Source organism: Leisingera daeponensis, assembly GCF_019801465.1.
GTDB classification, from domain to species: Bacteria; Pseudomonadota; Alphaproteobacteria; order Rhodobacterales; family Rhodobacteraceae; genus Leisingera; species Leisingera daeponensis_A.
This window is the reverse complement of sequence record NZ_JAHVJA010000004.1, coordinates 184,815-207,059: the sequence shown is the minus strand read 5'-3', so window position 1 is coordinate 207,059 and position 22,245 is coordinate 184,815. Positions and strand designations below refer to the sequence as shown.

Genomic DNA, 22,245 nt, shown 5'->3' with positions numbered 1-22,245 from the left:
TCTGACGTTTCACTAAGGTCAGTAATGGATAGATACCCGGACCAAAAGCGCGCTGTGCATTATCTTTACCCGCCGGTCGAGCCCTTTGACCAGCGGATGATCGACGCAGGCCAGGGCCACCGCATCTATGCGGAGCAAAGCGGCAACCCGAACGGTATCCCGGTGATCGTCTGCCATGGCGGCCCCGGCGGGGGCAGCAGCCCGGCGATGCGGCGCTACTTCGATCCGCATGTCTTTCGAATCATCCTGTTCGACCAGCGCGGATGTGGCCGCTCGCGCCCCTATGCCTCATGCGAAAATAACACCACCTGGCATCTGGTTGCCGATATGGAGTTGATTCGAACCCAGCTCGGAATTGACTCGTGGATCCTGTTCGGCGGCAGTTGGGGGGCAACCCTTGCGCTGATCTATGCCCAGACCCATGCGGACCGGGTGCAGCAGATTATCTTACGCGGTGTATTCCTGATGACCAAGGCTGAGCTGGACTGGTTTTATGGCGGCGGCGCCGGCAAGTTCTGGCCGGAGACTTGGGCCAAATTCGTCTCCTTGATTCCGGATGCGGAGCGCAGCGATATGATTGCTGCTTACAAAAAGCGGCTGTTCTCGGGGAATTTGGAGGAAGAGGTGCGCTATGGCCGGGCTTGGTCCGCCTGGGAAAATGCGCTGGCTTCCGTCCATTCGAACGGCCAAAGCGGTGAAAGCCCTGGCGACTACGCGCGCGCTTTTGCCCGGCTGGAAAACCACTACTTCAGCAATGGCGGCTTTCTCGATTATGACGGTCAAATTCTTGCCAACATGGGGCGTATTTCCCATATTCCCGCAGTGATCGTGCAGGGCCGTTATGACATGATCTGCCCGCCGTCCTCCGCCTGGCGGCTGAGCGAACTGTGGCCGAACGCGGAGTTGAAGATGGTGCGCAATGCCGGCCATGCTTTGTCCGAGCCGGGAATCAGCGCTGAACTGGTCCGGGCGATGGACCGGATAGCTGGAGAACTTGTGCCATGACGCGCATTGACCGCCGCGCGCTGTTTACCTCGGGTGCTGCTGCAGCTTTGCTGGCGGCGGCTGGAGGGTCGGTTGATGCGGCACCCAAGGCTGGTGGCGTATTGCGCCTTGCCGTGCCGCGGGAAGGCGGGATGCTGGAGCAAGCGGCCCGCGGTGCGATATTTGACACGCTGACTGAGATCGCTCCCGACGGGCTGCTGCGCGGGGAGCTAGCCACCGGCTGGCAGTCCGCACCGGACGCGCGAACTTGGACCTTCGATTTGCGCGAAGGGGTTGCGTTCCATGATGGCACGCCGCTGACCGCGGAAGAGGCCGCTGTGTCACTCCAGGCGGTTGGTGTCGCCGGGGCGGATGTGCGGGCTGCCGCTGCCTTGGGCAGGCATCAGCTGCTTCTGGAACTGGCGCGGCCCAATCCGCATCTGCCTTACCTATTGGCCAGTTCGAATTTTCTGATAGCTTCCGGCGGTGCCTGTCCGGAGGCGCTTTCTGAGGCCGTGGGAACAGGCTGTTACCGTGTCGAGCGTGCCCAGGAGGGCCGCCACTTCCGGGCTTCGAAAGTGGCGGACCATTACAAGGCTGGCAGTGCCGGCTGGGCCGATGCGGTGGAGATCATCGTGATTCCCGATGCCGTGGTGCGGGCCGAAGCCCTGCGCGACGGCTTTGTCGATGTGGCGGCGCTGCCGGAACCGCGCGGGCTGCTGAAGCGTGGCGAGTTCCTGTACCATCCGTCTTCCAGCGACATGGCTTTGGCGGCCCGCCGTGATGTCGGCATTCCGCGAAAAGTCGGTCAGCTAACGCCCTTGGATGATGGCCGTATTGCGGAACGCTGGTGGCGGGTTTGATGGCGCGTTCCGGCGCTTAGGAACACAAGCCTTGCAGTTTTCCCCAATCCCCCCTATATGCCTTTGACAACAGCGGCGCGTTGAACCTCTGGCTCAAGGCTCCACCGGGAATATCGACGGGCCGCGCGCCCGTTTTTTTGTGTTTGCAGGCGGCCTGTCTGCACACCCCAAGTGGAGGTCTGATGACCAACGACCTGATTGCCAAAGCTGCCATCGACCGGCGCCTGGCCGAGATCGTCACCCCGGTGATCGAGGATCTGGGATATGAGCTGGTGCGAATCCGCCTGATGTCTGGTAAGGCGACCACGCTGCAGATCATGGCGGACAAGCCGGATGGCGGCATCGAGGTGGATGACTGCGCCGAGATCTCGAACGCCGTAAGTGCGGTGCTGGACGTTGAGGACCCGATCATCGACGCCTATGCGTTGGAGGTTTCCAGCCCCGGTATCGATCGTCCGCTGACACGGATGAAGGACTTCGAGATGTTCGAAGGCTACGAGGCCAAGCTGGAAACCGCCGAGCTGGTCGACGGCCGCCGCCGCTTCAAGGGCGAACTTGCGGGCACTGAGGGCGATGAGGTTCTGATCAACATCGACGATCAGGGCGAGACGGTGACCATCGGTCTGAAATTCGACTGGCTGAGCGATGCCAAGCTGGTCCTGACCGATGAGCTGATCAAGGAAATGCTGCGCCAGCGCAAAGAGGCCGGCACGCTGAACGAAGACGCATTCGACGAAATCGAGACCGAAGAGTCTGACGAGGAGAACAAGTAATGGCTATCACCTCTGCAAACCAGCTGGAGCTGTTGCAAACCGCCGAGGCCGTGGCGCGCGAAAAGATGATCGACCCCGGTCTGGTGATCGAGGCGATGGAAGAGAGCCTCGCCCGCGCGGCCAAGAGCCGCTATGGCGCCGAGATGGACATCCGCGTGTCGATCGACCGCAAAACCGGCCGCGCCACCTTTACCCGCGTGCGCACCGTTGTTGCCGATGATGAGCTGGAAAACTACCAGGCCGAAATGACCGTCGAGCAGGCGCGCCAGTACATGGCGAACCCTGAGGTGGGCCAGACCTATGTCGAGGAAGTGCCGCCGGTCGAAATGGGCCGCATCGCCGCCCAGTCGGCCAAGCAAGTGATTCTGCAGAAGGTCCGCGAAGCTGAACGCGACCGTCAGTACGAAGAGTTCAAGGACCGCGCCGGCACTATTATCAACGGTCTGGTAAAGCGCGAAGAATACGGCAACGTCATCGTCGACGTGGGTGCCGGTGAGGCGATCCTGCGCCGCAACGAGAAGATCGGCCGCGAAAGCTACCGCCCGAACGACCGCGTGCGCTGCTATATCAAGGACGTGCGCCGTGAGCCACGCGGCCCGCAGATCTTCCTGTCCCGCACCGCACCCGAGTTCATGGCCGAACTGTTCAAGATGGAAGTGCCGGAGATCTATGACGGCATCATCGAGATTAAGGCCGTGGCCCGTGACCCTGGTTCGCGCGCCAAGATTGCCGTGATCTCTTACGACGGGTCGATCGACCCGGTCGGTGCCTGCGTCGGTATGCGCGGCAGCCGAGTGCAGGCCGTGGTGAACGAGTTGCAGGGCGAGAAAATCGACATCATCCCGTGGAACGAGGATCAGCCGACCTTCCTGGTGAACGCGCTGCAGCCGGCCGAAGTGACCAAGGTGGTGCTGGACGAGGAAGCCGGCAAGATCGAGGTCGTGGTGCCGGAAGAGCAGCTGTCGCTCGCCATCGGCCGACGCGGCCAGAACGTGCGCCTGGCGTCGCAGCTGACCAACCTCGACATCGACATCATGACCGAGGAAGAGGAGTCGGCACGCCGCCAGAAGGAATTCGAGGCGCGCACCAAGCTGTTCATGGAAACCCTCGACCTGGACGAATTCTTTGCCCAACTACTGGTCTCGGAAGGCTTCACCAACCTTGAAGAGGTTGCCTATGTCGAGCTGGACGAACTTCTGGTAATCGATGGTGTCGATGAAGGCACTGCCGAGGAACTGCAAGCCCGAGCCCGTGACTACCTGGAAGCCCAGGCAAAGGCGGCGCTGGATGCGGCCCGTGAGTTGGGCGCGGAAGACAGCCTGATCCAGTTTGAAGGACTGACCCCGCAGATGGTCGAAGCGCTGGCCAAGGACGGCGTGAAATCCTTGGAAGATTTCGCGACCTGCGCTGACTGGGAACTGGCGGGCGGCTGGACCACCGATGGCGGCGAGCGGGTCAAGGACGACGGTATTCTAGAACCCTTCGGCGTATCGCTGGAAGAAGCCCAGGACCTCGTTATGACTGCCCGCATCATGCTGGGCTGGGTTGATCCGGCAGAGCTGGAGGCGGAAGCAGCTGAAGACGAAGACGCCGGCGAAGAGGAAGGCGAGGCCTGATTTCAGGACTTGCAGAGGAGAACTGAATGACACGCGGCGGTGCCACAAAAGACCGGACCGGCGAGAGCGAGCGCAAATGCATCGCAACCGGCGAGACCCAGCCCAAACAGGGCCTCATCCGTTTTGTGATGGGGCCTGAGGGCCAGGTTGTGCCCGATGTAATGGGCAAGCTGCCCGGCCGCGGTGTCTATGTGGCTTCCACCCGCGAGGCTTTGGGCACAGCAGTGAAGAAGAAGCTGTTTGCCCGCGGCTTTAAGGCGCAGGTCCAAGTGCCGGAGGAACTGGTGCAGGAAGTCGAGCGCCAGATCGTCCGCCGGCTGATCGAATTGATCAGCTTGGCGCGCAAGTCGGGCGATGCGGTGTCTGGCTTTGAGAGGGTCAAAGACTGGCTGGCCAAGGAAGAAGCGCGGGTTCTGATCCAGGCTTCTGATGGGTCGGGGCGCGGTAAGTCGAAGCTGAGCACGCCCTACAAGGGTAAATTCATCGGCTGCCTCACGGCGGACGAGCTGGGAATGGCATTTGGGCGCCAAACTGCGATCCATGCCGCCCTCGCCTCTGGCGGACTCAGCAAACGTGTTGTAGATGAGGCGCAACGACTGCAAGGTTTGCGCGAAATGGTGGGCGGCAGCGGCCGCACGGAAGGATAAGTAGCTTTATGAGCGATAGTGACGGCAAAAAGACACTGGGTCTGCGTGGGGGTTCCCGTCCGGGGAACGTGAAACAGAGTTTCAGCCATGGACGGACCAAGAATGTCGTGGTGGAAACCAAGCGCAAACGCGTTGTGGTTCCCAAGCCGGGTGCGGCCAAGGGGGGCAGCGGTGCTGCACCCTCCACATCCGGGTCGCGCCGGCCTGCCGGCATCAGTGACGCAGAAATGGAGCGCCGCCTGAAGGCGCTGCAGGCCGCCAAGGCCCGCGAGGCAGAGGAAGCCGCGCAGCGCGAAGCCGAGGAGAAGGCGCGCGCAGAGGAGCGTGAGCGCCGCCGGGCGGAACAGGAAGCCAAAGAACGCGAGCAGCGCGAAGCCGAAGAGCGGGCCCGTCAAAAGGCCGAAGAGGAAGAGCGTAAGCGCATTGAGGCGGAAGAAGAGGCCAAGCGTGCCGCTGCCGCGCCGGCACCTGCCGCGGCAAAGGCGGAGCGTCCTGCCCCGAGCAAACCCGCACCTGCAGCTTCCCCGCGCAAAGCAGAGCGTGAACGCGAGCAGCGCCCGTCGCGCGGCAAGGGCCGCGACGACAACCGCCGCTCCGGCAAATTGACCCTGGGCCAGGCAACCGGCGGTGAAGGCAACCGCCAGCGTTCGATGGCTGCGATGAAGCGCAAGCAGGAGCGTGCGCGTCAAAAGGCCATGGGAGGCTCAGTTGAGCGGGAAAAGGTCGTGCGCGACGTGCAGCTGCCGGAAACCATCGTGGTCTCCGAGCTGGCCAACCGGATGGCGGAACGCGTAGCCGACGTGGTGAAATCGCTCATGCAGATGGGCATGATGGTCACCCAGAACCAGTCGATCGACGCCGATACCGCGGAACTGATCATTGAGGAATTCGGCCACAAGGTGACCCGTGTTTCCGATGCTGATGTCGAGGACGTCATCAAGGAGGTCGAGGACAAGGACGAAGACCTGAAGCCGCGTCCGCCAGTGATCACCATCATGGGCCACGTCGACCACGGCAAGACCTCGCTGCTGGATGCAATCCGCGACGCCCGCGTCGTGGCAGGCGAAGCCGGCGGCATCACCCAGCATATCGGCGCCTATCAGGTGACCACCGAAAGCGGCACGGTGCTGAGCTTCCTGGATACTCCGGGTCACGCGGCCTTCACCTCGATGCGCTCTCGCGGTGCGCAGGTGACGGATATTGTTGTCCTGGTTGTGGCCGCGGATGATGCGGTGATGCCGCAGACCATCGAAGCCATCAACCACGCCAAGGCGGCGCAAGTTCCGATGATTGTGGCGATCAACAAGATCGACAAGCCGGCCGCTGATCCGATGAAGGTCCGGACCGACCTGCTGCAGCACGAAGTGATCGTGGAGCAGATGTCCGGTGAAGTGCAGGATGTGGAAGTCTCGGCTGTCACTGGGCAGGGCCTGGATGAGCTGCTGGAAGCCATTGCGCTGCAAGCGGAAATCCTTGAACTCAAGGCCAACCCGGATCGTGCCGCACAGGGCGCCGTGATTGAAGCGCAACTGGATGTGGGCCGCGGCCCCGTTGCCACTGTTCTGGTTCAGAACGGCACGCTGCGCCAGGGCGATATCTTTGTTGTGGGGGAGCAGTACGGCAAGGTCCGTGCGCTGATCAACGACAAGGGCGAACGCGTGCAGGAAGCCGGCCCATCCGTTCCGGTCGAGGTTTTGGGGCTCAACGGCACGCCGGAGGCAGGTGACGTTCTGAACGTGACAGAAACCGAAGCGCAGGCGCGTGAAATCGCCGCCTACCGCGAGCAGGCCGCCAAGGACAAGCGCGCCGCTGCTGGTGCCGCGACCACTCTGGAACAGCTGATGGCCAAGGCCAAAGAAGACGAGAACGTCTCCGAGCTGCCAATCCTGGTCAAGGCCGACGTTCAGGGCTCTGCCGAAGCCATCGTTCAGGCGATGGAAAAGATTGGCAACGATGAAGTGCGTGTGCGCGTGCTTCACTCTGGTGTCGGTGCGATCACCGAGACCGACGTTGGCCTTGCCGAAGCTTCCGGTGCGCCGATCATGGGCTTTAACGTCCGTGCCAATGCCTCGGCCCGCAACACCGCCAACCAGAAGGGCGTGGAGATCCGCTATTACTCGGTGATTTACGATCTGGTGGACGACGTGAAGGCCGCAGCCTCTGGTCTGCTGTCGGCGGAGATTCGCGAAAACTTCATCGGCTACGCGCAGATCAAGGAAGTCTTCAAGGTCACAGGCGTTGGCAAGGTTGCCGGCTGCTTGGTCACTGAAGGCGTTGCCCGCCGCTCCGCCGGCGTGCGCCTGCTGCGCGATAACGTGGTGATCCACGAAGGCACGCTGAAGACCTTGAAGCGCTTCAAGGACGAAGTCTCTGAGGTTCAGTCCGGTCAGGAATGCGGTATGGCATTCGAAAATTACGATGATATCCGTCCGAATGATGTTATCGAGATCTTCGAGCGCGAGGAAGTGACCCGAACGCTCGACTGATCAGGCCGTGATCCGAAAATAGGAAAGGCCCTGGCGCTGCTGCCGGGGCCTTTTTTGCGCCTGGGGCTATAGTCAGCCGTCTTCTCTGGAGTTGCAGGTGAAAGTACGCCGGAGAAGCGGTACCCGCGGAGCTCTACCGGAATAGAGGGCCCATTAGTCCTGGGCCACCGCTGCTGCACCGCAAATTTGCTTAGGCGGACAGAAGAAGATAGCCGCCGAAAACAGCTGGTTCCTTTTTCAGAATGCCGGTCTGGCCACTCTAGCCTTCTCTTCCCTGAGCCTGCGTCTACTGCTGCAGGCGCAAAAGAAAAAGGGCAGCCAGTGCGGCTGCCCTTCTGGTGACTGATGTGCGTGAGTGGCGGTTCAGGAGACAGGTGTCACCGGTTGGCCGTGATATGTTTTCGTGCCAACCCGCACTTCTATGCTCCCGTCAGAGAATGCCCGTATGAAACTGCCTTGGACCAGGGAAAACTTGCCTACTGCAATTGTTCTAAGCATGGTCAATTCCTGCCTATCTGCAATTCTGGTTAGTGGTTTGGTCTGTATCCTGATGCTTGATCAGATTGATTAACAAAATATTACCGGACCCGAAGGCTGCAGTTAAACACTCGGAAAAGAAGCGGAAATATTCTACGGATCAATGGTGCCCCCTGGGCAGCGGGGGCACGCGCGTTACAGCCAGTCGCGCAGGATCGGGATCAGCGGAATGTCTGCCGGCGGCATCGGATAGTCGCGCAGGTCCTGCGGCCGCACCCATTTCAGGGTCTGTCCTTCCTTGGCCTGCGGGATGCCTTCCCATTTGCGGCAGGCAAACAGAGGCATCAGCAGGTGGAAGTCCTCATAAGAATGGCTGGCAAAGGTCAGTGGCGCCAGGCAGGAGGCCCAGGTGCCGATCCCCAGTTCTTCGTGCAACTCGCGGATCAACGCTGCCTCGGGAGACTCACCGGGCTCGATCTTGCCTCCGGGAAATTCCCACAGTCCCGCCATCGACTTGCCCTCGGGACGCTGCGCCAGCAGCACCCGGCCGTCCACATCGATGAGAGAGACTGCGGATACCAGAACAGTTTTCATGACCGGTAGTCCGCATTGATAGAGATGTACTGGTGGGTCAAGTCGCAGGTCCAGACGGTGGCCTGACCGCTGCCGAGACCCAGATCCACCTTGATGGTGATCTCTTGCTTCTTCATCTCTGTCGCGCCCAGCTCTTCCTTGTAGTCCGGCGAGACCCAGCCCTTTTCCGCCACCAGCACATCGCCAAAGGAGATAGACAGCAGGTCCCGGTCCGCTGCGGCGCCGGACTTGCCGATAGCCATCACCACACGGCCCCAGTTCGGGTCCTCGCCGGCAATGGCGGTCTTCACCAGCGGCGAGTTGGCAATCGCCAGGCCATGCACCTTGGCATCCGCGTCCGAAGCCGCACCGGTGACCTGGATTTCCACGAACTTGGTTGCGCCTTCACCGTCGCGCACCACCTGGTGCGACAGGTCCAGCATGACCCGCTCCAGCCCCGCCGCAAATTCCGCGTTGCCGGTGGCATCCACGCCCGAGGCGCCGGTTGCGCACAGCATCAGGCTGTCGGAGGTCGAGGTGTCGCTGTCCACGGTGATGCAGTTGAAGGTGCGGTCGCAGATCTCCGCCAATTGCGCCTGCAGGGCCGCCTGCTCCACCTTCGCATCGGTGAAGATATAGACCAGCATCGTCGCCATGTCCGGCGCGATCATACCAGAGCCTTTGGCAATGCCGGCGATCTTGACGGTCTTACCTTCAATCCCGACCATTGCGCTGGCACCTTTGGCGAAGGTGTCAGTGGTCATGATCGCCTTGGCAGCGCCTTCCAGCGCAGTCTCGTCCAGCGCATCGTTCAGCTCGCTGATCTTCGCGACAATCCGGTCATGCGGCAGCGGCTCCCCGATCACACCGGTCGAGGCGGTAAAGACACGCTCCGCCGGGATGCCCGAGGCCTCCGCAACCGCGGAAGTGATCTCCGCCACCGAGGTCTGCCCGTAGTGGCCGGTGAAAGCATTGGAATTGCCCGAGTTCACCAGGATGGCCGCACCGGCATCCGCAGCGCCGCCAAGTTTGGCTTGGCAATCCAGAACCGGGGCAGAGCGGGTCTTGGAGCGGGTGAATACCCCGGCGACCGAGGTGCCCGGATCCATCACCGCCAGCATCACGTCGGTGCGGCCCTGATATTTCACCCCGGCAGCGGCGGAGGCAAAGCGCACGCCCTTGATGACCGGCAGATCGGGAAAGCTGGCAGGTGCCAGCGGTGAGACGGGCAGGGATTTCGCCATGATCAGTTCCTTACCAGGCTGATGTCTTTAAGAATGGCCGGATCCAGATCTTCAATCTCAGGCCGTTGGATTTCTGCGGCGGCGGTCAGTTCGTCCACCCGCTGTTCGATAGCATTTTTGCGCAGTTCATCAGCCAGTTCAGCACGCACTTCTTCAAACTCGGGCGCTTCGGTTTTGCGGCGCTCATTCAGAAGAATGATGTGCCAACCGAACTGAGTCTGAACCGGCCCAGACACTTCACCCGAACGCAGTTTCAAGACCGCCTGCTCAAATTCCGGGACCATGCGTCCGGTGGTGAACCATCCGAGATCACCGCCATTTGGGCCGGAGGGACCGGTGGAGCGTTCTTTTGCCAGCGTAGCAAAATCGGCGCCGGCATCCAGTTCTGCCTTGACCTCGAGTGCGTCCTCCTCGCTTTCCACCAGGATGTGCGCGGCGTGAAACTCATCGCCGCCTTCGCCGGTGGAGTACTTATCATCATAGGCGGCACGCAGTTTGCCCTCGCTGCTGGCCTCGTCCATGACTGTATCGATCACATCCGCAGCCAGCATGGCGCGTTCTTCGTTTTCAACAGAGAGCTCGACATAGCGCGGCACTTCACCATGCAATTGCTGCTTCAGCGCGGTTTGTTGGATCAGCTGGTCCAGGATGGCGTTGTACAGCACTTCATCCGGCAGCTGCTTGTACTGGTCCGGCAGGTTTTCGCGCGCCATGACCATGTGGCCGATAGTGATCTCTTCGCCATTGACCGAAGCAACCACCGTGTTGGCGTGCGGTGCTGCTGCGGCGGTCAGCGGCAGCGAGGCACAGGCAGCGACCGCCATACCGCGCAGAAATGTGAGACCTTTACGCATTGAAACCTTCCTATTCCTTGGCCGTGAAGGGGCCTGCCGTTGACACTCTATACCCTGCCGCTTACATCGCCTTGAGGCCATTGGCAGGTCCGTCTTTCCACCTTTGTTTATGGGTTGCGGAGACGGCGGGCAAGCCTGCCCGATGCAAAGGCCGGACATAGGATCGCTGGAGAAGATATGCTAGGTTTCGGAACACTCGCCAAAAAGGTTTTCGGCACGCCGAACGACCGCAAAATCAAGGCGACACGGCCGCTGATTGCACAGATCAACGGGCTGGAGGATGAGTTCGCGAAGCTCAGTGACAACGGGCTGATCGAAAAGACCGAAGTGCTTCGCCAACGGGCCTTGGGTGGTGAAAGCCTGGATGCGCTGCTGCCGGAGGCTTTTGCCAACGTGCGCGAAGCGGCCAAGCGGGCCCTGGGCCTGCGCGCCTTTGACACCCAGTTGATGGGCGGCGTGTTCCTGCATCAGGGCAACATCTCCGAGATGAAAACCGGCGAGGGCAAAACCCTTGTGGCGACCTTCCCGGCCTATCTGAACGCGCTGACCGGCAAGGGCGTGCATGTGGTCACCGTCAACGAATACTTGGCCAAGCGCGACAGCGAATGGATGGGCAAGGTGTTTGCCCAGCTGGGCATGACCACCGGAGTGATTTGGTCGGGCCAGGGCGATGCCGAGAAGATGGCCGCCTACAAAAGCGACGTCACCTATGCCACCAACAACGAGCTGGGCTTTGACTACCTGCGCGACAACATGAAGCCGTCGCTGGACCAGGTGTTTCAGAAGCAGCACAACTTCGCCATCGTTGACGAGGTGGACTCCATCCTGATCGACGAGGCCCGCACACCGCTGATCATTTCCGGCCCGGCGGAAGACCGTTCTGAACTTTATTCCACCATCGACAAGGTGATCCCGCTGCTGGCCGAAGATCACTATGAGATCGATGAGAAGACCCGCGGTGTGACCTTCACAGAGGATGGCAACGAATATCTGGAACAGATCCTGCGCGAGCACGGCCTGCTGGATGCAGAGGCGTCGCTCTATGATCCTGAAAGCACCACTGTTGTCCACCACGTGAACCAGGCACTGCGTGCCCACAAGCTGTTCCAAAAAGACAAGGACTATATCGTCCGAGACGGTCAGGTGGTCCTGATCGACGAATTCACCGGCCGGATGATGCCCGGCCGCCGTCTCTCCGAAGGTCTCCACCAGGCCATCGAGGCCAAGGAAGAGGTGCAGATTCAACCTGAGAACACCACACTGGCGTCTGTAACATTCCAGAATTACTTCCGTCTCTATGACAAGCTTTCCGGCATGACTGGCACAGCTATGACCGAAGCTGAGGAATTCGCGGAGATTTATGGCTTGGGCGTGGTTGAGGTGCCGACCAACCGGCCGATCGCGCGGGTTGACGAGGACGATCAGGTCTACCGCACTGCCCGTGAAAAATACGAGGCTATGATCAAGGAAGCCAAGAAAGCTCACGAAAAGGGCCAGCCGGTTCTTTTGGGCACAACCTCGATCGAGAAATCCGAACTGCTGAGCCAAATGCTGCAGCAGGAAGGCATCGAGCACAACGTGCTGAACGCCCGCCACCACGAGCAGGAGGCACAGATCGTGGCCGATGCCGGCCGCTTTGGCGCAGTGACCATTGCCACCAATATGGCCGGCCGCGGCACCGACATTCAGCTTGGCGGCAACGTCGAGATGAAGGTGCTGGAGGCGCTTGCCGCCAACCCGGAGGCCGATCCGGCAGACCTGCGCGCGGCCGAGGAAGCCAAGCACGCCGAAGAGAAGCAGAAGGTTCTGGATGCCGGCGGGCTGTTCGTGATGGCGTCGGAACGCCATGAAAGCCGCCGCATCGACAACCAGCTGCGCGGCCGCTCCGGCCGTCAGGGCGACCCGGGCCGCACCCGCTTCTACCTGAGTCTCGAAGACGACCTGATGCGTATCTTCGGCTCCGAGAGGCTGGACAAGCTGCTGTCGTCGCTGGGCATGAAAGAGGGCGAGGCGATCATTCACCCCTGGGTGAATAAATCGCTGGAACGCGCCCAGGCCAAGGTCGAAGGCCGCAACTTCGACATGCGAAAGAACGTCCTCAAGTTCGACGATGTCATGAATGACCAGCGCAAAGTCATCTTCAAACAGCGCCGTGAAATCATGGCGGCGGAAGACCTGTCGGAGATCACCGATGACATGCGCCATGAGGTGATCGACGATCTGCTGGACGCCCACATGCCGCCGAAGACTTATGCCGACCAGTGGGACACTGAAGGTCTGCAGGAGCAGGTTCGCGAACTTCTGTCGATCGACGTGCCGGTTGCGGAATGGGCGGCGGAAGAGGGCGTGGACGACGAGCAGATCCGCGAGCGCCTGGTGGAGGCTTCGGACAAGCTGATGGCGGAAAAGGCGGCAGCCTTTGGTCCGGAAAACATGCGCAATATCGAAAAACAGGTGCTGCTGCAGACCATTGACAAGAAATGGCGCGAACACCTGCTGACGCTGGAGCACTTGCGCTCAGTTGTCGGCTTCCGGGGATATGCGCAGCGCGACCCGCTGAACGAATACAAGAACGAGAGCTTCCAGCTGTTTGAAAGCATGCTCGACTCCTTGCGCGAAGAAGTTTCGCAGCAGCTCAGCCGGGTGCGCCCGATGACTGAGGAAGAACAGCAACAGATGCTGATGGAAATGGCTGCCCGCCAAGCCGTGATGCAGCAGATGGCAGCTCAGGCAGCAGGTGAAACAGCGCCAGCGGAAGAGGCGGCTCCGGGTTTCGTTGAAGATGACCCGGCGACCTGGGGAAATCCTTCGCGCAACGACAAGTGTCCCTGCGGCTCTGGCAAGAAGTTCAAGCATTGTCACGGCAGTCTCGCCTGATTGGCACTTGTTAGCAGGCAGAGTCCGAAAACCCGGGCTCTGTGACTGGTATAGGCCAGCGGGATTTTGTCTGCGTTCAGTTCCCCGGAAAGGCTGTTTAAGCCGGGGGCCGTTGCTGCCACGATGCCAGCCGACCTATGCACACCTGAGTTTGTTGCCAGCTGCGCAACGAAAGCAGAAAATTTGCCGGATTCTCTCCTGCCCGCGGCCATAAACTGGCCGTCTTTCGCAGGCATACTGCCTCCACACGCCAGGAGACGGAGGATGCTATGCTGACGAAACAGGTAATGCTGACAAGCGCAATGACGCTGGCATGCGCCTTGGGTCTCGGTGTCTATATGCAGTCGTCGGGTCTCGGACGGCTGGTTGAGGGCGCCGGTGAAACGGAAATGGCTCCGGCTGAACTGACTGGCGAGCCCGAACAGGAAAATCTGCGTCTCGAAAAGATTGCTCTGACTTCAGTACCAGCCGCGGCGCCCCTGGAGACAGCTGAAAGCCGGAGAAATCAACCGTCGTCCGCGGCCGAGTGCCAGATGACAGTGGCCGCGGAAGCTGTTGCTCAAGCCATGGTTACCTTCTCAGTAGATGCTCCTTGCCGTGCAAATGAACCGCTGACAGTGCATCACAGCGGTATGAGCTTTACCGTCTCGCTGGACAGCGCCGGGCATTACGCCGCCCAGCTGCCGGCATTGACGCGCACTGCAGTTTTTATAGCAGAATCTGCCAGCGGCCCGGGTGCCGTTGCCGTTGCCGAGGTGTCTGATTTCGGTGCGGTGGAACATGTGGTTGTTCAATGGAGCGGCAACAGCGGGTTTGAGCTGCACGCCAGGGAATTTGGTGCGGCCTATGGGAGTGCGGGCCACGTCTGGCACGGAGCAACAGCCGGGACAAGTGCCGGCCGGATCATTCGGCTTGGTGACGAAAACCTGCTGGCGCCCCGTATTGCAGAGATCTACAGCGTGCCGGCCAGTGTTTCGGGGCAATCAGGCTCAGTGGCTCTGACTGCCGAAGCCGAGGTGACGGGCAGCAACTGCGGGCGGGATGTATTCGCCCAGGCACTGCAACTGCGCGCAGGCAGGCTCAGCACCCGGGATTTAGTGATGGCAATGCCGGATTGCGAGGCTCAGGGCAGTTTTCTGGTGTTGAATAATCTGCTGGAAGACTTGAAGATTGCCGCCAACTGATTTGCGGTAACTTCAGGTATCCTCATGACCTTCTTTCGTGCGGCCATTTGCGCCGCACTTTTTCTGGCAGCCTTTGCGCGCGGGCTTGCAGCTCAGGATGTCACCTTGTCTTCGCCGGACGGGGTGGTTGAAATCACCGGCACGCTGCTGGGATTCGACGGTGAATTCTACCGGGTGCAAACTCAGTTCGGTGAATTGACCGTGGATGGTTCAGGCGTGGAATGCGAAGGACCAGGCTGTCCCAGTCTTTCCGGATTTGTGGCGGAAATCACCTTTGCAGGATCTGCCACGATGTCAGAAGTGCTGTTGCCTGCGCTGATCGAAGGCTTTGCACTGCGGAATGGCTATCAGACCCGCCGTGAGCCGCTGCCAGAGGGAAACTTCAGCCATGTCCTGTTGCGCGGCCAGACACCTGCGGCGCGGTTCACCTTCGTCACCAGCAACACTGATGCCGGATTTGCGGCACTTGTTGCGGATGAGGCCGATGTTGCCATGGCTTTGCGGGAAATCCGGCCCTTGGAGCGGAAGGCGGCGCGGGCGGCGGGCCTGGGGGATTTGACCAGTGCCGGACGCAGCCGGGTGCTGGCCCTGGATGCCTTTGTGCCGGTGGTGGCACCTGGTAATCCGGTGCGTGAAATTACTTTGCCGCAACTGGCCGGAATCCTGTCAGGCAGGATCAGCAACTGGCGTGAGCTAGGCGGCCCTGACGCACCTGTTGCCATTCATATGCCGGTATCCGGGTCCGGTCTCTCTCAGGCGGTCGAGGATAAACTGATGGGGCCTTCCGGATCCGGCTTCACTTCTGCAATACACCGCCATGACCGCAGCAGCACTCTGGTCCAGCGGGTACTTGTCGATCCCTTTGCCATCGGCATTGCCAGCTATGCAGAGAAAGGTGCAGCCAGGGTTCTGACGCTGACCGGGCCATGCGGTTTTTCGTTGCAGGCCAGCCGCAGGACCATGAAGACCGAAGACTACCCGTTAACGGTTCCGATGTTCCTTTATCTGCCGGCCCGGCGATTGCCCAAGGTCGGGCGCGATTTTCTGACTTATGTGCGCGGCCCCGCGGCGCAGGCAGTGATCCGGCGTGCAGGGTTCGTGGATCAGGCTCCCGAGCTGATTCCGGTCAGCCGCCAGGGCAACCGCTTTGCCAATGCCATTCTCGCAGCGCAAGAAGAAGGCGGTCTGTCAGAACTGCAGCGTCTGGTGACTGTGCTGGGCGGAATGCGTCGGCTGACGGCCTCGTTCCGGTTTGAACCCGGCTCGTCGCGTCCGGATGCGCAATCCCGCAGCAACATCGAACAGCTGGCCAGGGCATTGGAAGCCGGGGAGTTCGATGCCAAGGAACTTGTGTTTGCGGGGTTCTCAGACGGGGTTGGACCAGTGGATGGCAACCGGAAGATCGCCCTGGAACGGGCAGCGGCCGTGCGGGACGCGGTTATCAACGCGGCAGAGACGGCGGATTCGAGCCGTGTGAACATTCAAACCGAAGGCTTTGGCGAGGCCTTGCCTATGGCTTGCGATGATAGTGATTGGGGCCGCCAGATCAATCGCAGGGTAGAGGTCTGGGTGCGCTGACCGCGTTGTTCTCTCTTTGAGTTTGCTTGCCGGCCCGCCGCGGATTTTGGCGGGGATGGGCCGGCATGAAAAGGCGAAGAGAAAACCGGTCAAGCGGTGCAATTGTAACCCTTGCATAGAATGGCGCCTGGATGAGGCTTGCGCTGCTGCAGGGCGGGGCCGCCGGAAGAGGGTTATCCTGATGCGGTTATCAGATCGCTGGCCTTTTCACCGATCATGATTGCGGGCGCGTTAGTATTGCCCGAGACAATTTCAGGCATGATGGAGCAATCAGCAACCCGCAGCCCTTCAATGCCATGTACCCGCAATTGCGCATCAACCACTGCGTCTTCGCCCGCTCCCATCTTGCAGGTTCCGGTGGGGTGATAGATCGAAACCGAGTTGCTGCGCGCCCAGTCGAGCGTGCCCTGATAATCGTCCATTGAAAGATCGGCATGGGGGCGGAACTCCTCAGCGACCTTTGTCGCGAGCGGATTGTGCCTGGCGATGCGCCGGGCGATGTTCACACCGTCCACGATGGTCCGGCAGTCGGTCTCAGTTGACAGGTAGTTCGGAATGATTTTGGGGTATTTTTGGGGGTCCGGCCCTTTCAGCCGGATTTCGCCACGGCTTTCGGGGCGCAGCTGGCAGACTGACATGGTAAAGGCAGAGAACGGGTGCACGCCTTCTCCGGGGCTGTCGGCCGACCAGGGCTGCACATGGAATTGGATGTCCGGGGTTGCCACCTCTGGCCGGGTTTTCATGAACCCGGTGGCCAGGCTTGCCGCCATAGTCATTGGCCCGGCCCGGAATAGAGCGTATTTCAGCGCGATCCGAGCCTGGTTGAACAGGCTGCGCACCTCATCGTTCAGGGTCGGCTCATTGCATTTGTAGACCAGACGCGCCTGCAAATGGTCCTGCAGCCCCTGGCCGACTCCTGGCAGATCCACCAGCGGTTCTATCCCGTTTTCGCTGAGATGCGCGGCCGGACCGATACCGGACAGCATCAGGGTCTGGGGCGAGTTGATGGCACCGGCGGACAAAATCACTTCCCTGCGCGCAGTGATGGTCTGCCTCTGCCCCGCATTGTCCAGATAGGTCACGCCGGTTACGCGGCGGCCGTCCAGATTGATCTTCTCGACCAATGCACGGGTAACGACCCGAAGGTTGTCCCGTTTACGTGCCGGTTTCAGGAATGCGACTGCCGAGCTGCACCGCCGCCCGTTACGGGTGGTCAGCTGGAAATAGCCGACACCCTCTTGCTGTGCACCGTTGTAATCGGGATTGAAAGGGTAGCCCGCTTCCTGTGCGGCGGCGACCCAGGCGTCGCAGATAGGGCGCTGGATGCGCATGTTGGACACCGCCAGCGGCCCCCCGGTCCCGTGGAATTCATCGGCGCCGCGTTCCTGATCCTCGGAGCGTTTGAACAGTGGCAGCACGTCCTTCCAGCCCCATCCTTCGTTGCCCATCTGGCGCCAGCGGTCATAGTCCTCTTTCTGGCCGCGAACGTACAGAAGCCCGTTCAAAGAGGATGATCCTCCCAGTACCTTGCCCCGCGGCCAGTCGATGGACCGGCCGTTCAATCCAGGGTCTGGCTCTGTCTTGTAGCACCAGTCCACGGACGGGTTGTGCATGGTTTTGAAGTAGCCCACCGGAATGTGGATCCACGGGTTTGTGTCCGGCCCGCCGGCCTCTAGCAGCACCACCTTGTTACGCGGGTCTGCGCTTAGCCGGTTTGCAATCACGCAGCCTGACGAACCCGCTCCGATGACGATGAAATCAGCGTCCAAAACCTTTCCTCCCGAACCTTGGATGGAAAAAACTTCTATACAGGGCGAATGAAATAAGCTAGCTAATTTTGATACGAAACGTCTCAATAATTTATATTAGGGAGGGAATTGTGGGGCTGACCAATAAACTGAGCCGTATCTCGCGGCGGGATCTATTCCGTGTGGCCGGGACTTATGGGATGAGTTCGACGCTGCTCGCGGCGGGAAGCTTTGGCGGTGCGATGAGTCTGGCGAACCTCGCTTCGGCGGCCGAATCAACGTACGAGCGGCGGTTTTCGAAACCGGCCAAGCACACGCTCAAGTTTGGCGCCTCGGGCTTCAATGCGCGCAATCTGCTGATCGAACGGGCCGGCGCACTGGAGTTCGCGAGGGATTTGGAGGCGCGCACTGACGGCGAAATCCGTATCGAGTTCATCGGTGACAACCAGATCTGCGGCCAGCTGTCCTGCGTTGAGAAAACCCAGCAGGGCATCGTCGACATTTACGCGGCATCGACACAGAACTCGGCCGGCGGCGCACCCTATCTGAACGTGCTGGACTATGCCTTCATGTTCCCCGGCCGCGCGTCGCAGTATCACTTTCTGTACCACCCCAAGAGCCAGGAAATTCTGCGCGACCCGCTGGAGAAGCGGCATGGGCTGAAGTTCCTGTTCAGTCATTGCGAGTTGCGTGGCATCCAGCTGGGCCTGAAGTACAAGGATGCGCCCGCCATCACCAAACTGGAGCAGCTGTTCGGCACCAAGAACCGTGTCACGGGCACTCAACTGGGCCGCATCGCCATGAATGCGCTGAACCTGAACCCAGTGCCGGTAGCATGGGAAGAAACCCTCGACGGGTTGAAGCAGGGTTTGATCGACGGTGCCGAAACCTGGGCCTCCGCGGTGGCCTACGCCAACATGGCGCCGGTGGTTAGCCAATCCGTTGACCTCAAGTTTTTCTGCGGCACCGAGCATACCTCGATGTCGGCCAAGGTTTTTGACGGTCTTGAAGGTTATCTGCAGGACGCGGTGATGGAGAGCGCCTATTGGGCGCAGGCCCATGTGCAGGCGGCAAACGAGGCCGCGCTGGTCAAGACCGTCGGCTTCTCCGACCCGCAGCTGCCGGGCACGGTGTTTGCGGAACACGGCGTCCGCCCCGCCTTCCTGCCGGACAGCGAAATCCGCATGGCCGAGGAAATGTGCTCGCCCGAATTCCAGCCGCAGCTGTGGGAACAGTGGCGCGACCGGCTGAATAAATGGGCTGGCGGCATCGATACCTACCAGGAAATCTACACCATCGCGCGCGAAGTCGACAAAGACATGAAGCCAGAAAACGTGGAACCCCGCCGCTGGTGGAAAGGCTGAACGCAGCCTAGGCTGAAACGTACCATACCCCGGCGCTGAAATAGTCGCCGGGGAACTCTCCTCCGGACGGGAAACCGGAGGCTTCATGGGAGGAACGAATGACGCTCTGGTCTGACATCAGTGCGATTTTCAGCGCGTTTGCATCGCAGGACAGCTGGGAAATCCGCAACGCGCTGGAGAGCAATGGGGCCTGGATTCTAGGAACTGTGGTCGCCGCAATAGGCGGTCTGCTGGTGATGATGGCCTATCGACTGGTGCCGCTTCTGGACCGGCATCTAGAGCGCACCATCATGGTCTGGAGCTACCTGGCGATTGCCTTCATCATTTTCTGGGGGGTGATTGACCGCTTCGTGTTCAAGAACCAGCAGCCCTGGTCCACGACCATTCCGCCGCTCCTGTTCATGATCATGGCCTGGTTCGGGGCCGCCTTCAACGTGCGGCTGCGGACCCATCTCAGCTTCTCGGAATTCCGCACCATCATGCCCCGCTGGGCGCAGATGGGCTGCCTGACGTTGGACGCCGTGCTGTGGTTCGGCTTTGCGGTGATCGTCTTTGTCACCACCACCCGGCTGACCGCGCTGTCGGCCTCCAACTTCCAGATCGTCCTGGGCACCGACAGCGTGCTGCAATGGTGGTTTCTGATCACCGCGCCTCTGTCCTTTGTCCTGATGATCGCCCGGGTGTTTGAAAACCTCGCCGACGACATCCGCAATTACCGCAGCGGCGCGCCGCTGATCAAACAGGCCGTGATCGGAGGAGACGTGTAATGGATACGGGAACCTGGGTCACGCTGATCTCGATTGGGGTCACCTTCCTGTTCATGCTGGGCGTGCCGGTGCTGCTGGTGATCGGCTACTGGGTGATCGGCTGCTCCTTCGTGCTGGGGCTGACGCTCGACAACATGGGCGCGGAACTGCTCAATGTGTTCAACAAGGGCTTTGCGCTGCTTGCGATGCCGCTGTTCATCCTGACCGGTGATCTGATAAACCAGTCGGGCATCGCGCGGCGTCTAAGCGATTTCGCCTATGCCTGCCTGGGCTGGATGCGCGGCGGGCTGGCAATGGCCTCGCTTGGGGCCTGCGGTTTGTTCGCCGCCATTTCAGGCTCTAACTCGGCAACAACAGCCACAATCGGCTCGATGCTGCACCCCGAAATGGTCAAGGGGGGCTATGACGAGCGTTTCTCGGCTGCCACCGCTGCCGCGGGCGGTACCGTCGGCATCATCATCCCGCCGTCAATCATCTTTATCGTTTACGGTTTCCTGATGAACCTGCCGATTTCCGATCTGTTTGTGGCCGGCATCCTGCCCGGCGCAATGATGGTCGTCGGCATGCAGCTCGCCTGCTGGATCATCTGCCGCCGAAACGGCTGGGGCTTCCTGATCCCCCTGCAACTGAACCGGGTTCTGAAAACCGCTTTTGGCGCCTGGCTCGGCTTCTTTGCCATCGGGCTGGTGCTTTGGGGCATCTACACCGGCAAGTTCTCCCCGACGGAGGCCGCAGGCGTGACCGTTGGCTTTTGCGTCATTGCGGGCGTCCTGTCCTGGGTTGTAACAAAAATTACCGGAACAAACAGCGACAAGACATGGGCGGAGAAATCCTATTCCGAGATGCTGGTGGTCGAGGGATTCACCATCCCGCAGATCCCAGGTATCGTGGTGCGCTCAGCCCAGATCACCGGGATCCTCGCACCGCTGATCGCGATTTCCGTGGTAATGCAGCAGATCCTGTCGCTCCTCGGCGCTCAGCAGGCGATCGGTGGATTTGTCACCTCGATGGGCGGCTACCATGCGGTTCTGTTCACTTCGATGGTGATAGTGTTCTTCTCCGGCATGGTGCTGGAGAGCCTGCCGGTGACCATCATCCTGGCGCCGATCCTGGCCCCCATCGCGGCCTCCGTCGGGATCGACCCGATCCACTTCTCGGTGATCTTCCTGGTCGGCGCCTCGATCGGTTTCATCACCCCGCCATACGGGCTGAACCTCTATGTCGCATCAGGTGTGACCGGTGTTCCGTATTTCCGTCTGCTTCGCTATACCGTTCCTTACCTTGCAGCCCTGATCGGGGTGTGGCTACTGGTTTCGCTGGTGCCTGACTTCGCCCTGGTGCTGCTGCCCAACAAGTAGGGAACAAGCGGCATGGCAAAGGACGCGTCGCACAAGAGCGAGGGGCAGATCCCCACCAACCTGCGCCTGTTGGTGCTGCTGGAAGAAGTGGCCAGGCGCGGGGTGGCGGTGAAACCTGCCGAGATGATCGAAGCCATGGGCCTGCCCAAACCGACCGTCCACCGTCTGATGCAGACCGCCGAGGCTGAGGGCTTCCTGCAGCGCGACTTGGACGGGCGGGCCTATGGGCCCGGCCCGCGCATGCGCAGGCTGGCGCTTGACACCATGTCCTCGGAACATCTGCGCACCGCGAGGCTCACAATCCTGAAAAGCGTAGCCGAAGAATTGGGCGAGACCTGTAACCTCGCCACCCCAGACCGTGAAGGCATGATCTACCTCGACCGGGTGGAAACAAAATGGCCGCTGCGGATTCAGCTGCCAGTCGGCACTCAGGTGCCCTTTCACTGCACCGCGAGCGGAAAGATGTACCTGTCTACCTTAAAGCGCAACACGCTTGAGGCTGTGCTGCGCTCCCGCCCGCTGGCGGCGGTGACCAGCAAGACCTGTACAGACCCTGACGCGCTCTGTTCCGAGCTGGGTGATATCGCTGGCCGCGGCTACTCCACGGATGACGAGGAGTTTATCTCCGGCATGGTGGCCGTTGCAGTGCCGGTGCGCGACGCCCGGAACCGGCTGATGGCCACGCTCTCGGTGCATGCTCCGGTGCAGCGCCGAACCCTGCAGGAGCTGCTGGAGGCTCTGCCTGCCTTGCGGAAGGCTGCCAAGGAGTTGGCAGCTCTGTCCTGAACTGTCCCAGGTGTTTCAGTGGTATATCCGGAGGTTTGCACGCTGCCTTCCTTTGGTGCAACTGTC

The 22,245-nt window shown here is 60.8% G+C and carries 17 protein-coding genes; 13 read left to right on the top strand and 4 right to left on the bottom strand.

The genetic code is table 11. From position 1 onward, the window contains the following. Positions 1 to 24: 24 nt before the first annotated feature. The 6 genes from pip (at position 25) to infB (ending at position 7,369) form a co-directional block, all read left to right on the top strand. A complete protein-coding gene (pip, locus tag KUV26_RS11930) occupies positions 25 to 1,005 on the top strand; it encodes a prolyl aminopeptidase (protein WP_222503625.1) in 981 nt (326 codons plus the stop codon). Then, positions 1,002 to 1,847, top strand: a complete 846-nt coding sequence (locus tag KUV26_RS11925) for an ABC transporter substrate-binding protein (protein ID WP_222508481.1) — start codon at positions 1,002 to 1,004, stop codon at positions 1,845 to 1,847. Before pip ends, KUV26_RS11925 begins: the two co-directional genes overlap by 4 nt. A 182-nt stretch (positions 1,848 to 2,029) precedes the next feature. After that, on the top strand, positions 2,030 to 2,620 hold the full coding sequence (rimP, locus tag KUV26_RS11920) for a ribosome maturation factor RimP (protein WP_222503623.1): 591 nt from the start codon (positions 2,030 to 2,032) through the stop codon (positions 2,618 to 2,620). Further along, entirely contained in the window at positions 2,620 to 4,236 is a 1,617-nt protein-coding gene (gene nusA, locus KUV26_RS11915; RefSeq protein WP_222503622.1) for a transcription termination factor NusA, read from the top strand. The genes rimP and nusA overlap by 1 nt, the downstream gene beginning before the upstream one ends. 26 nt (positions 4,237 to 4,262) lie before the next feature. Beyond that, the gene (locus KUV26_RS11910; RefSeq protein WP_222508480.1) at positions 4,263 to 4,883 is read left to right on the top strand and encodes an RNA-binding protein; all 621 of its coding nucleotides are present in this window, start codon (positions 4,263 to 4,265) and stop codon (positions 4,881 to 4,883) included. An 8-nt stretch (positions 4,884 to 4,891) separates the two neighbouring features. Next, positions 4,892 to 7,369 (top strand): translation initiation factor IF-2, encoded by a 2,478-nt coding sequence (gene infB, locus KUV26_RS11905; protein WP_222508479.1) that lies wholly within the window; start codon positions 4,892 to 4,894, stop codon positions 7,367 to 7,369. A 672-nt stretch (positions 7,370 to 8,041) separates the two neighbouring features. On the opposite strand, the gene KUV26_RS11900 is transcribed toward infB, so the two are convergent. From KUV26_RS11900 to KUV26_RS11890, 3 genes are read right to left on the bottom strand one after another with little or no spacing between them, the layout of a single operon-like run. Then, entirely contained in the window at positions 8,042 to 8,440 is a 399-nt protein-coding gene (locus KUV26_RS11900; RefSeq protein ID WP_222508478.1) for a (deoxy)nucleoside triphosphate pyrophosphohydrolase, read from the bottom strand. After that, positions 8,437 to 9,663: a bifunctional glutamate N-acetyltransferase/amino-acid acetyltransferase ArgJ gene (gene argJ, locus KUV26_RS11895; RefSeq protein WP_222508477.1), complete on the bottom strand. Its 1,227-nt coding sequence runs from the start codon at positions 9,661 to 9,663 to the stop codon at positions 8,437 to 8,439. The genes KUV26_RS11900 and argJ overlap by 4 nt, the downstream gene beginning before the upstream one ends. A gap of 2 nt (positions 9,664 to 9,665) precedes the next feature. After that, on the bottom strand, positions 9,666 to 10,517 hold the full coding sequence (locus KUV26_RS11890; RefSeq protein ID WP_222508476.1) for a peptidylprolyl isomerase: 852 nt from the start codon (positions 10,515 to 10,517) through the stop codon (positions 9,666 to 9,668). A 177-nt stretch (positions 10,518 to 10,694) separates the two neighbouring features. Here KUV26_RS11890 and secA point away from each other — a divergent pair, with 177 nt between their 5' ends. The 3 genes from secA (at position 10,695) to KUV26_RS11875 (ending at position 16,156) form a co-directional block, all read left to right on the top strand. After that, entirely contained in the window at positions 10,695 to 13,394 is a 2,700-nt protein-coding gene (gene secA / locus KUV26_RS11885) for a preprotein translocase subunit SecA (RefSeq protein ID WP_222508475.1), read from the top strand. A 269-nt stretch (positions 13,395 to 13,663) separates the two neighbouring features. Then, positions 13,664 to 14,578, top strand: a complete 915-nt coding sequence (locus KUV26_RS11880; RefSeq protein ID WP_222508474.1) for a hypothetical protein — start codon at positions 13,664 to 13,666, stop codon at positions 14,576 to 14,578. Positions 14,579 to 14,602: 24 nt separating this feature from the next. Continuing rightward, complete coding sequence (locus KUV26_RS11875; protein ID WP_222508473.1) at positions 14,603 to 16,156, top strand: phosphate ABC transporter substrate-binding/OmpA family protein; 1,554 nt, start codon at positions 14,603 to 14,605, stop codon at positions 16,154 to 16,156. A gap of 173 nt (positions 16,157 to 16,329) precedes the next feature. On the opposite strand, the gene KUV26_RS11870 is transcribed toward KUV26_RS11875, so the two are convergent. Next, positions 16,330 to 17,925 (bottom strand): GMC family oxidoreductase, encoded by a 1,596-nt coding sequence (locus tag KUV26_RS11870; protein ID WP_222508472.1) that lies wholly within the window; start codon positions 17,923 to 17,925, stop codon positions 16,330 to 16,332. 179 nt (positions 17,926 to 18,104) lie between these two features. On the opposite strand from KUV26_RS11870, the gene KUV26_RS11865 reads away from it, so the two are divergent. The 4 genes from KUV26_RS11865 (at position 18,105) to KUV26_RS11850 (ending at position 22,179) form a co-directional block, all read left to right on the top strand. Further along, positions 18,105 to 19,268: a TRAP transporter substrate-binding protein gene (locus tag KUV26_RS11865; protein ID WP_261399851.1), complete on the top strand. Its 1,164-nt coding sequence runs from the start codon at positions 18,105 to 18,107 to the stop codon at positions 19,266 to 19,268. 98 nt (positions 19,269 to 19,366) lie between these two features. Beyond that, positions 19,367 to 20,035, top strand: coding sequence for a TRAP transporter small permease (locus KUV26_RS11860; RefSeq protein ID WP_222503611.1), 669 nt, complete (start codon positions 19,367 to 19,369; stop codon positions 20,033 to 20,035). Continuing rightward, on the top strand, positions 20,035 to 21,393 hold the full coding sequence (locus KUV26_RS11855) for a TRAP transporter large permease (protein WP_222508470.1): 1,359 nt from the start codon (positions 20,035 to 20,037) through the stop codon (positions 21,391 to 21,393). Before KUV26_RS11860 ends, KUV26_RS11855 begins: the two co-directional genes overlap by 1 nt. A 12-nt stretch (positions 21,394 to 21,405) precedes the next feature. Further along, positions 21,406 to 22,179: an IclR family transcriptional regulator gene (locus KUV26_RS11850; RefSeq protein ID WP_222508469.1), complete on the top strand. Its 774-nt coding sequence runs from the start codon at positions 21,406 to 21,408 to the stop codon at positions 22,177 to 22,179. Positions 22,180 to 22,245: the final 66 nt, after the last annotated feature.

Coding starts and splice junctions, on each gene's coding strand:
- KUV26_RS11880 (WP_222508474.1), top strand. CDS start 13,664: ATGCTGACGAAACAGGTAATGCTGACAAGCGCAATGACGCTGGCATGC.
- KUV26_RS11900 (WP_222508478.1), bottom strand. CDS start 8,440: ATGAAAACTGTTCTGGTATCCGCAGTCTCTCTCATCGATGTGGACGGC.
- infB (WP_222508479.1), top strand. CDS start 4,892: ATGAGCGATAGTGACGGCAAAAAGACACTGGGTCTGCGTGGGGGTTCC.
- KUV26_RS11875 (WP_222508473.1), top strand. CDS start 14,603: ATGACCTTCTTTCGTGCGGCCATTTGCGCCGCACTTTTTCTGGCAGCC.
- rimP (WP_222503623.1), top strand. CDS start 2,030: ATGACCAACGACCTGATTGCCAAAGCTGCCATCGACCGGCGCCTGGCC.
- argJ (WP_222508477.1), bottom strand. CDS start 9,663: ATGGCGAAATCCCTGCCCGTCTCACCGCTGGCACCTGCCAGCTTTCCC.
- KUV26_RS11910 (WP_222508480.1), top strand. CDS start 4,263: ATGACACGCGGCGGTGCCACAAAAGACCGGACCGGCGAGAGCGAGCGC.
- KUV26_RS11860 (WP_222503611.1), top strand. CDS start 19,367: ATGACGCTCTGGTCTGACATCAGTGCGATTTTCAGCGCGTTTGCATCG.
- KUV26_RS11865 (WP_261399851.1), top strand. CDS start 18,105: ATGAGTTCGACGCTGCTCGCGGCGGGAAGCTTTGGCGGTGCGATGAGT.
- KUV26_RS11925 (WP_222508481.1), top strand. CDS start 1,002: ATGACGCGCATTGACCGCCGCGCGCTGTTTACCTCGGGTGCTGCTGCA.
- pip (WP_222503625.1), top strand. CDS start 25: ATGGATAGATACCCGGACCAAAAGCGCGCTGTGCATTATCTTTACCCG.
- KUV26_RS11855 (WP_222508470.1), top strand. CDS start 20,035: ATGGATACGGGAACCTGGGTCACGCTGATCTCGATTGGGGTCACCTTC.
- secA (WP_222508475.1), top strand. CDS start 10,695: ATGCTAGGTTTCGGAACACTCGCCAAAAAGGTTTTCGGCACGCCGAAC.
- KUV26_RS11850 (WP_222508469.1), top strand. CDS start 21,406: ATGGCAAAGGACGCGTCGCACAAGAGCGAGGGGCAGATCCCCACCAAC.
- nusA (WP_222503622.1), top strand. CDS start 2,620: ATGGCTATCACCTCTGCAAACCAGCTGGAGCTGTTGCAAACCGCCGAG.
- KUV26_RS11890 (WP_222508476.1), bottom strand. CDS start 10,517: ATGCGTAAAGGTCTCACATTTCTGCGCGGTATGGCGGTCGCTGCCTGT.